The 13,511-nt window shown below is 59.3% G+C and carries 12 protein-coding genes; 2 read left to right on the top strand and 10 right to left on the bottom strand.

Annotated elements, in window-relative coordinates:
- Positions 1-14: 14 nt before the first annotated feature.
- On the top strand, positions 15-683 hold the full coding sequence (locus tag ACFOW7_RS00930) for a hypothetical protein (protein ID WP_378160052.1): 669 nt from the start codon (positions 15-17) through the stop codon (positions 681-683).
- On the opposite strand, the gene ACFOW7_RS00925 is transcribed toward ACFOW7_RS00930, so the two are convergent.
- On the bottom strand, positions 674-853 hold the full coding sequence (locus ACFOW7_RS00925; protein ID WP_378160050.1) for a hypothetical protein: 180 nt from the start codon (positions 851-853) through the stop codon (positions 674-676). The two genes, ACFOW7_RS00930 and ACFOW7_RS00925, sit on opposite strands and share 10 nt — an antisense overlap.
- 126 nt (positions 854-979) lie before the next feature.
- On the opposite strand from ACFOW7_RS00925, the gene ACFOW7_RS00920 reads away from it, so the two are divergent.
- Complete coding sequence (locus ACFOW7_RS00920) at positions 980-1,948, top strand: IS30 family transposase (RefSeq protein WP_378160048.1); 969 nt, start codon at positions 980-982, stop codon at positions 1,946-1,948.
- Positions 1,949-2,301: 353 nt separating this feature from the next.
- Here the strand turns inward: ACFOW7_RS00920 and ACFOW7_RS00915 are convergent, their stop codons facing one another.
- The 9 genes from ACFOW7_RS00915 to ACFOW7_RS00875 all read right to left on the bottom strand — a co-directional run bounded on the left by ACFOW7_RS00915 (position 2,302) and on the right by ACFOW7_RS00875 (position 13,496).
- Entirely contained in the window at positions 2,302-3,933 is a 1,632-nt protein-coding gene (locus ACFOW7_RS00915) for an Ig-like domain-containing protein (protein ID WP_378160046.1), read from the bottom strand.
- A gap of 547 nt (positions 3,934-4,480) precedes the next feature.
- A complete protein-coding gene (locus tag ACFOW7_RS00910) occupies positions 4,481-5,545 on the bottom strand; it encodes a protein-glutamate methylesterase/protein-glutamine glutaminase (protein ID WP_378160044.1) in 1,065 nt (354 codons plus the stop codon).
- Positions 5,542-7,710: a chemotaxis protein CheA gene (locus tag ACFOW7_RS00905; RefSeq protein ID WP_378160042.1), complete on the bottom strand. Its 2,169-nt coding sequence runs from the start codon at positions 7,708-7,710 to the stop codon at positions 5,542-5,544. Before ACFOW7_RS00905 ends, ACFOW7_RS00910 begins: the two co-directional genes overlap by 4 nt.
- Positions 7,711-7,824: 114 nt before the next feature.
- Complete coding sequence (locus ACFOW7_RS00900) at positions 7,825-8,022, bottom strand: hypothetical protein (RefSeq protein ID WP_378160040.1); 198 nt, start codon at positions 8,020-8,022, stop codon at positions 7,825-7,827.
- A 3-nt stretch (positions 8,023-8,025) separates the two neighbouring features.
- Positions 8,026-8,346, bottom strand: coding sequence for an STAS domain-containing protein (locus ACFOW7_RS00895; RefSeq protein WP_378160037.1), 321 nt, complete (start codon positions 8,344-8,346; stop codon positions 8,026-8,028).
- A gap of 2 nt (positions 8,347-8,348) precedes the next feature.
- Positions 8,349-8,714, bottom strand: coding sequence for a response regulator (locus ACFOW7_RS00890; RefSeq protein ID WP_378160035.1), 366 nt, complete (start codon positions 8,712-8,714; stop codon positions 8,349-8,351).
- Between the two features lie 242 nt (positions 8,715-8,956).
- Complete coding sequence (locus ACFOW7_RS00885) at positions 8,957-9,499, bottom strand: chemotaxis protein CheW (RefSeq protein ID WP_378160033.1); 543 nt, start codon at positions 9,497-9,499, stop codon at positions 8,957-8,959.
- Between the two features lie 2 nt (positions 9,500-9,501).
- Positions 9,502-11,547: a HAMP domain-containing methyl-accepting chemotaxis protein gene (locus ACFOW7_RS00880; RefSeq protein ID WP_378160031.1), complete on the bottom strand. Its 2,046-nt coding sequence runs from the start codon at positions 11,545-11,547 to the stop codon at positions 9,502-9,504.
- A 47-nt stretch (positions 11,548-11,594) separates the two neighbouring features.
- On the bottom strand, positions 11,595-13,496 hold the full coding sequence (locus ACFOW7_RS00875; protein ID WP_378160029.1) for a HAMP domain-containing methyl-accepting chemotaxis protein: 1,902 nt from the start codon (positions 13,494-13,496) through the stop codon (positions 11,595-11,597).
- Positions 13,497-13,511 lie beyond the last annotated feature (15 nt).

Here is a 13,511-nt window from a genome sequence, read left to right as displayed (position 1 = left end):
CGGAGACGCTTCTAATGCCCGTCCCGATCGATTTCTGGAAGCTGGTCGAACAACTCGGCGAGCACATCGGCCAACCGCTGGCGGAAGTCCAGCAGGCGATTCCCTTGCCGCTGCGCGAAAAATCGGCCAATCCGTATTTCAGCTTCCAGACCGCCGAACCGTTTGTGCTCGCCAGCGGCGAAGGCGTGGCTAACCTCGATATACGGCTCGCCAAGGCCGAGCAGTTGGTCAAGCTGCTGGCCTTCGATGTGCTGGGGCCTTGTGTGACCTTGGCCATGCTGAACGAGCACTATCCCAGGCTCTGCCTTACCCAGCTGCCGCGTGGTCGCTCGCTCGATGAGCAGACCTACCACAGCGTCGAACTCGAAGCCGGGCGGCTCAGTTTTGGTTTCAAGGGGCTTTGTTGCATAACCCAATCTCAGGTCGAGTGCCCCCTTTGCCGGACGGAATTCAGGGGTGAACCACCGTGGTGGGCATGCCCAGCAGCACGAAGCGATTCAAGATCGCACAGCGTACGTGGATTTCGGCGACCTGCCGTTCGGGATGTCGGGCCAGCAGTCGCTCGCCCCACGCGCTTGATCACGGCCAGCTTGTCGTTGCGGTGGGCTGCCCAGTCGGTCTGCTCCTGCCAAGGCTGGGCATCCCGGCGAGGAGGAACCAGCAATTCGGCCCCTCACGCCTGAACGGCGCGAGAGACCCGCCGGCTGTCATAAGCTCCGTCGCCCCCCACGCTGCCGAGCACTGTCCCGGGTGGCAGTTGCGACAATAGTTCCTCGACCTGTAGGCCATCGGCCTGACGCTGGTCGGTCATCTCAACCGCTTGAATTTCCTGGGTATCGGCATTGATGGCCATTCAAATTTGAATTCACCACCCCGGCGAATTCAAATTTGAAGTGCAATCGGGAAGCAAAGAAAAAAGCAGAGGGAGGCGAAGTGCTATAGGATGAGCTTCCGTTTTCCGCCAAGAAAATAAAAACCCATGAATTCCTACAGGCACTTCAGCCAAGCCGAACGATACCAGATAGAAAAAGGGTTGTGGGAAGGAATTTCACAAAAAGCGATTGCGGAGTTGCTGGGTAGAAGCGCGTCCTCAGTGAGCCGAGAAATCAAGCGAAACGGTGGCCAGCCAGGGTATCGAGCCGTGACAGCTCAAGAACGCAGCAGTCAAGTGAAAAGAACTGGCTCGTACATAAAAGAATCTCTGTGGCAAGACGTTGTGCTCAAGCTAAAAGAAGATTGGAGTCCTGAGCAAATCTCGGCTTCATTAGGCCGGGCCATCAGTCATGAGGCCATTTATCAGTGGATTTATGCCAATCCGGAGAATCAGCTGTGGCGCCATCTACGCCGCCGCCAACCGCGTCGGCGTCCATGGCGACGAGGGGTGAAGCGTTGCATCCTGATGAATCGTCGAGATATTTCGAACCGCCCAGCGGTGGTGGAAAGCCGAGAACGGGTGGGTGACTGGGAAGCCGATACGGTGATTGGGGCGGGTCAAGCAGGGGCGATCTTAACGCTGACCGAGCGTAAAACAGGTTTAATGTTGACCTATCCGCTAGCGAAGAAAACGGCCGAGGCGGTCAAGATAGGCATGATCCATTTATTGACACCGATTCGGGAGTGGGTCAAAACGATTACGAGTGACAATGGGACAGAGTTTGCGCGTCATGAACAAATTGCTGAAGCATTAGAAGCGGATTTCTTTTTTGCCAAGCCGCATTCCCCTTGGCAGAGGGGGAGCAATGAAAACGCGAATGGTCTATTGCGCCAATATTTTCCCAAAGGATCCCCTTTGGATAAAGTGCGAGAGGCCGACCTTCACTTTGCTATGCAGCGCTTAAATACTCGTCCTCGAAAGCGGTTTGGCTATGTGGCGCCGCTGCAACAATTCGAAAAGCTAACGGGAATGACGCAAGTCCATCATTTAATTGGAATTGCACTTCAAAATTGAATTCACCCCCCTTTCTCCCTAAAGTCGGCGAAGGTGATCTTAAATTTGAAGCACAACAAAGAAGCAAAGAAGAATAATGGAGATTTTTAGCCAAACAGCAAATTAGATTTGAAGATTTCTATCTTTTAATAAAACCAAAAAGCAAGAGAAATTAGCGAGAAAGAAAATTTCCCGATAGTCGCCGAAAAAAAGGGAAATGTCAACAAGAGAACCCAATCACCTCACCAAAAAATACAAATGACAATTTAATTTCCCCAAATAACCCATTGAGAATTAAAAACAAATCAGCACGCAGACGCAGCCCACCAAGCCCTGCGCTACCAAGATCCCCAAGCAGCACAGGGCTAATAACCTTACCTACTCAATCTCACCTTAAAATCCCTCACCTCCCCCTCAGAATGACGGTCACACGGTCCTGGATAGACAGTTGGGTAGGGAGGATTACCAAACCCACCTTTCACCGCAACCCGCATCCGGGTCTCACCTGGTTTCGCATCGGGTGGTGTCGGAACGTTGAATTGAACCAGCACATTGCTGACTGCACTCAACACCGCCTCCGACTCGCTGAAAATATTGTCCTGATTCCAATCGATCCAGGCTTTCCAAACCACATTAGGTCGTTGCCGTTCTGGTCGATTGTCCTGAGGAGTCCCTGGGCGCAGGCGGACTAGCGTGCCGCTCCATCCTAGATCAGTGCTCCGGTAAGCAGCATCGTAGTAATAACCAGTGGAATAGGTATTGGCATTGGAGAAAGTATCCATGCCGATTTCCACCCTTTTGATCCAGGCACTGTAAGGACTGCCGAGGCCGGTGGAGGTGCAGTAGCGGATGGTATTGAATGACCAGACCGTTTCTTGCGGCAGTGAGTAGCCATTGCGGTCCTGTACGCCGCGGCCGATTACCACGCGGTAGCGTTTGGCAAAATCGAGCGGATTGCCGCTCAAGGGCGCGAAACGGGCTTGGCGGGTCCAATTGTCGTATTGGAATTTAAGCGGAATGGGACGATCGCCGTCGAGTAACTGGATATTGTCGTTGCTGAGCGTCGCAGGATCGATATCGCGGGAGAAATTTATCGCTACATCGCTGCGAAGATCGACTTCCAGCGCCTCGTTACCTGGAAAAGTCCAGGTCATGGCCAGCGGATTCTGCTGCGGATCGGGCGCCGCAGCAAAAGGCCAGCTCAATTCTTTTCCAAGCGGAATCCCGGATAAATCGGCCAAGTCGCTGCTGATTACTGCGCTATAGCGACCGCCATGCCGCAGCGGCTGCTGTGGCTTGAAACGCAGCGTTCGCTCGGCGGCATCGAAACGCAGGTTGCCGGGGACAGCTTCCTGACTCCCCTCCTCGCGCAGTACCAAGGCATCGCTGCCAATCGAAGTCTCCGCCAGCGGCTCGTCGAAGCGGATGCTCAGTTCGGATTCCACCGGCACAAAGCGCTGCGTCGCGCCGGGCTGGTAGGCGACTGGCTGTGGTGCCTGGGTGTCTGGCTCGCCCGGCAATGAGACGGTGAAATCTTCAAAATCGCCGAGCAAGGTGCGGCCCTGGCTGGTAACGGCGCAGGGTTCGGGATAGGCCGTTCGTCCCATGCCTACCCGCAATCTGGTCGGGCCACCGCTCGGGAGATTGGCGGGCAGGTCGAAACGAGCAGTGATCGGACCGGCAGAACGGCCGGAAAAGATGATTTCGCTGTCGGAGAAACCGCCATCACGGTTGAAGTCAACCCATGCCCGCCAGTACAGATCGGTCGCGCTGGCCTTGAAACCTGGCGTCAGCAATAGCGCGTTGCCCTGCGCGAACAAGGGCGCTGACTTGGTGTGCTGGTAGTAGCCCCAGTTGTTGCCGCTGGTCAGCGGGCGGTCGTTGACGTCGAGTCGGTCGATCCAGGCATCGAGGCTGTTGCCGCGTGGCTGACAATAGGCCAGGGCGGCCGGCATGTTCAGCATGCATAGGCTGAGCGCGAGCAAGGTGGGGCGAAGAGCGTGCATGGGGTTCCTCTATGAGTGGAATAGGTGGGAATGCCTGATTTTTATCGCTTAGGCATCGCCATTTTATGCATTTATGCATAATCAGGCAAACCCTCCACTCTTCGCCTCATTCAAGCCATAAGCCTTCAAGTTGGCTCCATAGCTAGTTCTACTCAGCATCCACTCCTTCCCACTCCATCCTCAAACGAATCCAAACCTTTAAGCCAGCATGCCCAGGCGCACTTATTTTTGCATTGACGCATAAAAGACTGTTCCAACATCAGCACGGAGACGATAAGCCACTGCCCACCTCTTAAAGGCCAAAAAGAAAATTTCAGGAAAAACGTTTGCAAGCCTTATAGCCATATTTAATAAAGAAATAAATATACATGGAGTAACCGAACAAGCCTCCCCATGAAGGCCAAACGTAACTGATCACGACTGTTTCCCAATCCCAGCCGCTATGCGCAAACGCATAGATCTTTTCTTCACAAAGAACAGCCCGCTTTCCAACTCTGAAAAGCGGGCTGCTGTCTTGTTGAGGGGAGTTGACTTGAAGACGGCCTCTTCAACGCGCGCCGGCTTCCGACGGCCCCCGGATGATCGCTGCCGCGATTCCTTGCAGTGGCAGCACGCGGCTGACTGCGCCCAGCGCGACGGCCTCCTTGGGCATACCGTAGACCACGCAGCTTGCCTCATCCTGAGCCAGGGTGTAGGCACCGGCCTCGTGCATTTCCTTGAGCCCGCGCGCCCCGTCAGCGCCCATGCCGGTCATGATGATGCCGATGGCGTTACGGCCCGCGACCCGGGCCACCGAACGGAACAGCACATCGACCGAAGGCCGGTGGCAATTCACAGGCGGTCCATCGTGGACTTTGACCATATATTGGGCGCCGTTGCGCAGCACGGTCAGATGACGACCACCGGGCGCAATCAGCGCAGAACCCGGCAAGACACGCTGGCCGTCGCGAGCCTCTTCGACATTGATCCGCGCCACCTGATTGAGCCGGCTGGCAAAGGCCGCCGTAAAACCGGCCGGCATATGCTGGACGATCACCAGACCAGGGCTGTCGCTGGGCAGCGCCGTCAGCACTTCCTCGAGCGCCACGGTGCCGCCGGTGGAGGTACCGATCGCCACGATGCATTCGGTCGAGCGCAGCGTTGCGGACACGCCCTTATTGGCACCGGACGCCGGCTGTACCGCCCGCACATTGCGCAGGTTGGCCGCCGCCCCAGCCCGCACGGCCGCCACGATTTCAGCACTGTTTTCTTCGAGGAAATCGCCCACGGCGCTGGTGGGCTTGGTCAGGATGGCTACGGCACCAGCCTGCATCGCCTGCATCCCGACCTCTGTGCCCTGCCCGGCCAATGACGAGCAGATCACCACCGGTGTCGGCCGCTCGGTCATCAGCTTGCGCAGAAAGGTCAGGCCGTCCATTCGGGGCATCTCGATATCGAGCAGCACCACATCGGGCCATTCCTGTTCCATCTTCTTAATGGCGAACAGCGGATCGGAAGCCGTGGCGATCACTTCAATATCGGGCTGGCGCGACAGCACCTGCTTGAGCACCTGCCTTACTACGGCCGAGTCATCGATCACGATGACTCGAATCCGCCGTTTGAACTGGGTCACGCCGACAATGCCAGGGCCGGTTTATGGCCGCCCTGGCCTTCATTGGCCACCACTTCCTGGAGCAATTGCAGAATATCGAGAATCAGCGCCACATCGCCGTCGCCCAGAATCGTCGAACCGGAGACGCACGGTACATGCTGGAACAGCGGCCCAAGCGGCTTGATCACCGTCTGACACTTGCCGTAGATACGGTCGACCACCAGGCCGATCCGCTTACCGGCAAAGCGCACAATCACCACCCGTGGCCGAGGATGGGCCCGACCCCGTTCGCCGAACAGCTCACGCAGCCGCACGAAAGGCAGGGCCACGCCGCGCTGTTCCATATAGTCGACCTGATCGAGTCCGGGCGGCAGCTCGACGCATTCGACCACCATATCGAGCGGCACAATAAACTGCGAATCGCCCACCCCGACATGGAAGCCATCGATAATCGCCAGGGTCAGCGGCAGACACAGCCGCATCGTGGTGCCGCGTCCGAGTTCGGACTGGATGTCCAGCGTACCGCGCAATGCCTCGACATTGCTTTTCACCACATCCATCCCGACCCCGCGGCCCGACAGATTCGTCACCTGCTCGGCCGTGGAAAAACCGGGCGCCAGGATCAGTTGATAAATATCCTGCTGCGACAGATTGGCCCCTTCGGCCACGATGCCCTTGTCGATGGCCTTTTTCAGGATCTTGTCGGGATCGAGCCCGCCACCGTCATCGACCACCTCGATCATGATGGCGCCCGACTCGTGATAGGCATTGAGCGACACCGTGCCATGTTCAGGCTTGCCGCGGGCGCGGCGCACCTCGGCGGGCTCGATGCCGTGGTCCATCGCATTACGCAGCAGATGCATCAGCGGCTCGCCCACCTTGTCGACCATCGACTTATCGAGTTCGGTCTCGGCCCCGGAAATCTTCAGATCGATCTGCTTGTCCAGCTCCTTCGATACATCGCGCACCACGCGTGGAAAGCGCGAAAACACCTCGCCAATCGCCACCATCCGCAGACGCAGCGCCATATCGCGGATATCCTCGACCAGCGACAGCAGCAGCGAGGCCGATTCCTGCAATTCCGGCTGACGGCTGCGGGTGGCCTGGGCATGGGTGCTGGCGCCCGCGATCACCAGCTCACCCACCCGGTCGATCAGCGCATCGAGCCGGTCGGCCGGCACCTTGACGCTCTTGGCCTCATTGCCTCTGACATCATCGCTGCGGCGCTGCGGCGCTGCCGCACTCGTCCCACCGCTGACAGGGGCCACAGCCGGATCGACCGGCGTCTCGCTCAACCGCGACACTGGCTCCTCACCAGCTGGCTCCCGCAGCGCTTCCTCCAGCTCCCAGCTCGTCAGTGAACCGCAGGCCACCAATATTTCGCCCAGCCGTTTCTTATCCTCGGGCAGGCTATTCATCAACGCGAGATAGGTGCCGACCTGGCTGTGTGGCGGAATACAGGTCAGTTTCAGCGTCTCACCGTAGAACTCGAACACCGCCTCGATCTCTTCCAGGCTGGCCTGGCTTTGCAGCGCCAGTTCAAAGCCGAGATAGCACTGTTCGGGATCGGCCTGATCGAGCGTGGGCAGATGATCGGTAATGGTTTCGAGATGGCTGATGCGGCCGTAATGCGCCAGATATTTGATAAAGCGCAGCGGATCCATACCGTTGCATAACACTTCGGGTGAAAAGCGCAGCGACAGGTGCCAGCAGTCGGAACCGAACATCCCGAAATCGCTTCCGCCGGCCGGCTGAGCCAGCCCGGGTGCCGCCGCCGGTGCCACCGTCTCGCTGGCGCTGGCCCAGGGAATCAGTTGGATGATCAACTGGTCGCTGCGCTCGCTATCGGCAATCTCACCGCCGAGTCCGGCGGCGATCAGGCCGGCGATATGGTCCTGGCACTGAAGCAATACACTGACGAGTTCAGAGGAAAACTGGATGGTGGCATCGCGCACCCGGGCCAATACGTTCTCGACCACATGGGTAAAACGTACCACTTCATCGAGCCCGAACAAGCCGGCCGAGCCTTTGATGGTATGGGCGCAGCGGAACAGCGCGTGCAGGTCCTCCTCGCTGCACAGTCCAGCTTCCTGGCGCAATAACAAGGCTTCCATCTGGGCAATCAGGTCGGCCGCTTCGTCCCGGAACACCGCCAGGGCAGCGCTCATCAGGTCGTTCGATTCCATATTGAGCCTCTTGCAGTCGGCACCTGAGCGGCACCTTGGATAATCGATTCGCGCCCCAGGCGGACGCGAGCGCACACCGCCTGTCAGGCGATGAAGGCCCCGCTGGCGGAGCGGTTATTCCTCGGGCCAGACCAGCATTGCCGGATGGTCATGCCGTCGCCGGCTGCTGGCGCGGTAGGTGTGGATACCGTGAAAAACCGGGTCGGATGTCTCGTCGTTATCGGGTGGATCACGCGGTACCGGTGGCAGCAGCAGTAGTGCCCAGTTGTGCTCGGATAAGGCCATGACGACAGCCGGATGTTTGCGTTCCATGCGCTATTCCTCCTCAAGACCAGCCATATCGGGTAAAGGATCGCCCAGTACTTGCGCCACATTGGCCAGGGCAATCAGCCGCAACACCGGCGGCGAGTGGTGGCTAAAGCGCACGGTCTTGCCCGGCAGGCGCTTGGCCAACAACATCAGTTGTAGACCGGCGGTATCGATATCGGATACCCCGGTCAGATCGACTTCCAGGCTGTCAGCAGCCGCCAACCGCTCCAGCAATTGATGCCGCAGCGTCGGCACCGTATAGATGCCCAGCTCACCATGTAGCGCCAACACACCCGTCGTCGGATCAATCGTGGTTTCACAGTACATAGCTACATCGCCAATCGTTCGACGGCAGACAGTATCTGCCGCGGTTGGAAGGGTTTGATCATCCAGGCTTTGGCCCCTGCGCTCTGACCGGCACGCCGCTTGTCCTCGCCCATCTCGGTGGTCAACATGATCACCGGTGCGCATTTATAGGCCGGGTTTTTCTTGAGTTCACCGATAAAGGCCAGTCCATCCATATTTGGCATGTTCACATCCGAAATCACCAGGCTGATCGGCTGGCCGGACAGCTTATTGAGCGCATCGAGCCCATCGCAGGCTTCGAGCACCTCGTAGCCGGCCGAACGCAGGGTGATGGCCAACACCTGGCGCAGCGATGGCGAATCGTCAACGATCATGATCAGTTTCGGCATGGTTTCCTCTCTACGCCGCGTCAATTCTGTAACAAGGGAAGAAATAAATATTTGTGCAATTCGTCTGCCAGACCATTTGCGGCAAACAACAAAAAATACACAAAAGTTACTTATTTCTCCTCTTGTACGGAATCGGCTACAAAGCCAGCCCGGACGACGATCCTGCGCAGCCATCCTGGCTCCCGCTTTCCTAGACATACGCCAGACCCGACGCGGCTGCCAGATAAAATGCATAAGCGGCGCTAAGCCGCGGCCAGACTAGGATGACGTTCTTCATTGACCCGGGCGATTGCCGACATTTCTTCGATCGACAAGGCGCGGGCCAGATTCAGGATGATCAGGAAGCGGTCATTGCTGCGGGCGATCCCCGAAATAAACTCGACATTGACCCGGGTGCCGAAGGTCGGCGGTGGGCCGATATCGGCGCTGGCGATCTCCATCACCGCCGTCACCCGGTCAACCAGTAGCCCCAGCACATGGGTGGCACCGCGATATTCGACCTCGACGATCACAAAGCAGCTACGCCGCCCCACCACCGCCGGCTCACGGCCAAAGCGCACCGCCAGATCGAGTACCGGCACCACCGCACCGCGCAGATTGACCACACCGCACACGGCCGGTGGCATCAGCGGCACCGGGGTCGGTTCGCCGTATTCGACGATTTCGCGCACCCGCAGAATCTCGATGGCAAACGCCTCGGTACCGAGCATAAAAGCCAGATAGAGTCCGCCTGTCGCCGCTGCGCTGCCGTCAGCGGGCGCTACGTTTTGTTCTTGCTCTTCCATTTTCAACCTCCTTCCGCAAAACGAATAAAGCCGTCGCGCATATCGCGGCTTACCGCCCGGGCGTGACTGTGGCCCAGCACCATCTCGGCACGATGGCTGGTCCGGCTCGCTGAAGCCGGCAGGCGCCCCGAGCTGCCGGCCAGCCGGAACTGGTCCATCAGCCGACGCAGCAAGGTAGCCTGGTCGCTTACCGTCGTGGCAGTCGCGGCCAGCTCTTCCGAAGCGGCGGCGGTCTGCTGGGTGGTCTGGTTCAACTGGTTCATGGCCGCATTGATCTGGCTGACCCCGGTGCTCTGCTCGTTCGACGCGGCGGTGATCTCGCGCACCAGATCGGCGGTCTTGCGAATCGACGGCAGCATCTCGACCAGCAGCTCACCCGCCTGCTCGGCCGTCTGCACACTGCTGCCGGCCAGCTCGCCAATTTCCTGCGCGGCAATCTGGCTGCGTTCGGCCAGCTTTCTGACTTCGGCCGCCACCACGGCAAAACCCTTGCCGTGTTCGCCGGCGCGGGCGGCTTCTATTGCAGCGTTGAGCGCCAGCAGATCGGTGCGGTAGGCGATGTCGTCAATGATGCGGATCTTGTCGGCGATCGAAGTCATCGCCTTGACCGTGGCCCGCACCGCCTCGCCCCCCTTGGCGGCGTCCTGCGACGATTTGCTGGCGATGCCGTCGGTCACCACGGCGTTCTCGGTGTTCTGGGTGATCGAACCGGACATCTCCTCGATCGAGGCGGTGGTCTCTTCGAGGCTGGCCGCCTGCTCGGTCGCGCCTTGCGACAGGGTCTGCGCCGCCGAATTGACCTGATCGAGTGCCAGCGAGATTTCCTGAACGGCGTCGTTGACCTGGTGGATGGTCTGGGCCAACTGCTCGATGCTGCTATTGACCGCACGCTTGATCTGGTCGAATTCGCCGGGGAATTGCCGCTCGATGCTCAAGGTCAGATCGCCTTCGGCCACTGCCCCCATCACCTGGCTGACCTCCTGCATCACGGCGGCACAGGTATCGGCCGTGGTATTGGTGGCGACCTTCATTTCATGGAAGGAACCTTGATAGTCGCGCTGCACCCGCCGGCTCAGATCGCCCTGGGCAATCGCGTCGAGCACGCCACCCACATCGCCGATCAGCGTCTGGCAGGTTTCGGAATACTGATTGACGCTCTGCCCCAGGTCGCGGGCAAAGCCTTGTTTGTCCTCGAGCACGATCCGCTTCGACAGATCGCCCTGCGCCGCCGCCGCGACCACGCTCTGGGTCTCCGTCACCACCCGCTTGAGTATCTGAGCCATCCGCCCCATGGCGCGCAGCAGATCGCCCGCCTCGTCGCGGGCAGTCGAGTCGGCCGAGACATTCAGGTCGCCCTCAGCCAGCGCATCGGCTACCTTGACCGCCTCGCCGATCGGCCGGGTGATGCTGCGCGTCACCAGATAGCCCAGCAAGGTACCGAGCAAGGCTGCCCCGATGATCAGGCTGACCATCAAATAGACGCTCGACTCGTAGATGGCAGTGGTGGCATTGACTGCCACCTGTGCCCGTTCTTCCTTGAATCTGCTCAGATCGCTCATCAGCCCGTCCACCACATTGGCCTGGGCTGTCACCGGTGGTATTGCCTGGCTGAGCTGACCTTTTTCGTACAGCTTCTCTCGGTCTATCGCCTGGATCAGTTCATTGACCCGGATCAGATAGGCATCCATTTCACGCTCGGTCTGGGCAAAGATCTCCTTGCCTTTCTCGGTTACGAACAATGGCTTCGATTTGACCAGGTTTTCCTTGAGGTTGATGATGTCCTGGCTAACTCGCTTCTTGGCTGCATCACGCTCTTCCTGTGTCGAAGCCAGCAGCATGCTGCGCCAGCCACGGCCAGCGTAGATCAGATTGATGTTGGCTTCCTTGATATAGGAAATACCGAGCAAATCCTGCTGATACATCGACCCGTTCATCTCATTGATCGTGTACATATTACGGATGCCCACCACCCCGATCGCCACCGTCAACAGCACGATGGATAGAAATCCAAGGGTTAATCGAACCGCGAGTCGCAGATTGCTGAACATAAACACTCCCAGGTAAGAAGAAGGCCAATCTGCACCGCCAATGCGGCTCAACTGCCTTCAGCAAAACGGATATAGCCATCGCGGCTGAGCGGGCGCGGCGTGTGATGGCTGAGCGGCGGCTCGGCCTTATGGCCGGTACGACTGACCGCGGTCGGCAAGGCCGAACCGCCGGCAAGGCGGAACTGGCCCATCAATTGGCGCAGCAGGATTGCCTGATCGCTCACCGTCGTGGCAGTCGCGGCCAGCTCTTCCGAAGCGGCGGCGGTCTGTTGGGTGGTCTGGTTCAACTGGTTCATGGCGGTATTGATCTGGCTGACCCCGGTGCTCTGCTCGTTCGACGCGGCGGTGATCTCGCGCACCAGATCGGCGGTCTTGCGGATCGACGGCAACATCTCGACCAGCAGCTCACCCGCCTGCTCGGCCGTCTGCACGCTGCTGCTGGCCAGCTCGCCGATCTCCTGCGCGGCAATCTGGCTGCGTTCGGCCAGCTTTCTGACTTCGGCCGCCACCACGGCAAAACCCTTGCCGTGTTCGCCGGCGCGGGCAGCTTCTATTGCGGCGTTGAGCGCCAGCAGATCGGTGCGGTAGGCGATGTCGTCGATGATGCGGATCTTGTCGGCGATCGAAGTCATGGCGCGTACCGTGGCGCTGACCGCCTCACCGCCCTTGGCGGCGTCCTGCGACGATTTGCTGGCGATGCCGTCGGTCACCACGGCGTTCTCGGTGTTCTGGGTGATCGACGCCGACATCTCCTCGATCGAGGCCGTGGTCTCTTCGAGGCTGGCCGCCTGCTCGGTTGCACCTTGCGACAGGGTCTGGGCAGCGGCATTGACCTGATCGAGCGCGAGTGAGATTTCCTGGACCGCGTCGTTGACCTGGTGGATGGTCTGGGCCAACTGCTCGATGCTGCCGTTGACCGAACACTTGATCTGGTCGAAATCGCCCTGGTAGTTGCGCTCGATCTTGCGGGTCAGGTCGCCTTCGGCCATTGCTCCCATCACCTGGCCCACGTCTTCCATGATCGCGGCGCAGCTCTCGGCAAACTGGTTGACGCTCTGGCCCAGGTCGCGGGCAAAGCCTTGCTTGCCTTCCAGCCCGATCCGGCGGCTCAGGTCGCCCTGAGCGGCGGCGGCCACCACGGTCTGGGTTTCGGTGACCAGGCCGCGCAGCATCTCGGCCATCCGGCCCATGGCACGCAATAAGTCGCCCGCTTCATCGCGGGCGGTCGATTCGGCTTTGACGCTCAGGTCGCCACGCGCCAGCGTGTCGGCCACCTTGACCGCCTCATTGATCGGCCGGGTGATGCTGCGGGTCAGCAGGTAACCGAGTACGCCGCCCAGCGCGGCCGCGCCGAGGATCAGACCGATCATCAGGCTGAAACTCGACTGGTAAATGGCCGTGCTTTCCTCCGACGAGGCGCGGGCGCGTTCTTCCTTGAGCTTGGTCAGCTCGGTCAACATATCGTCGGCGATATTGCCCTGGCTCCTCAGTGGCCCCAGTGCCTCGCTCATCCGGCTGCTTCTCTCTTGGAGCTTTTCCTTGTCGATCAGCTCGATCACCTGATTGGCATGGGTCAGATAGGCATTGACCTCACGCTCGGTCTTGGCGAAGGTGGCGCGGCCTTTTTCGGTGGTGAACAGCGCACCGCCCTTGGCCAGGTTGTCTTTGAGCTTGGCAATGTCTTCGCGGAGGGACTTCTTGGTCGCCTCACGCTCCTGTGGCGTGGTGGCCAGCAGCATGCTGCGCCAGCCACGGCCGATGTAGATCAGGTTGATATTGGCTTCCTTGATATAGGACAGCCCGAGCAGGTCCTCCTGATAGATGGCATCGTTCATATCGTTCAGGATGTTCATATTGCGGATGCCTATGGTCCCCACGATCACCGTCAACAGCACGATCAGCAGGAAACCCAGGGTCAGGCGCGCGGCCAGTCTCAGGTTGGTAAGCATGAGAACTCCTTGGAC

This window comes from Chitinimonas lacunae (assembly GCF_042650885.1).
GTDB classification, from domain to species: domain Bacteria; phylum Pseudomonadota; class Gammaproteobacteria; order Burkholderiales; family Chitinimonadaceae; genus Chitinimonas_A; species Chitinimonas_A lacunae.
The sequence above is the reverse complement of the archived record's forward strand: the minus strand, read 5'-3'. Positions and strand labels throughout refer to the sequence as shown.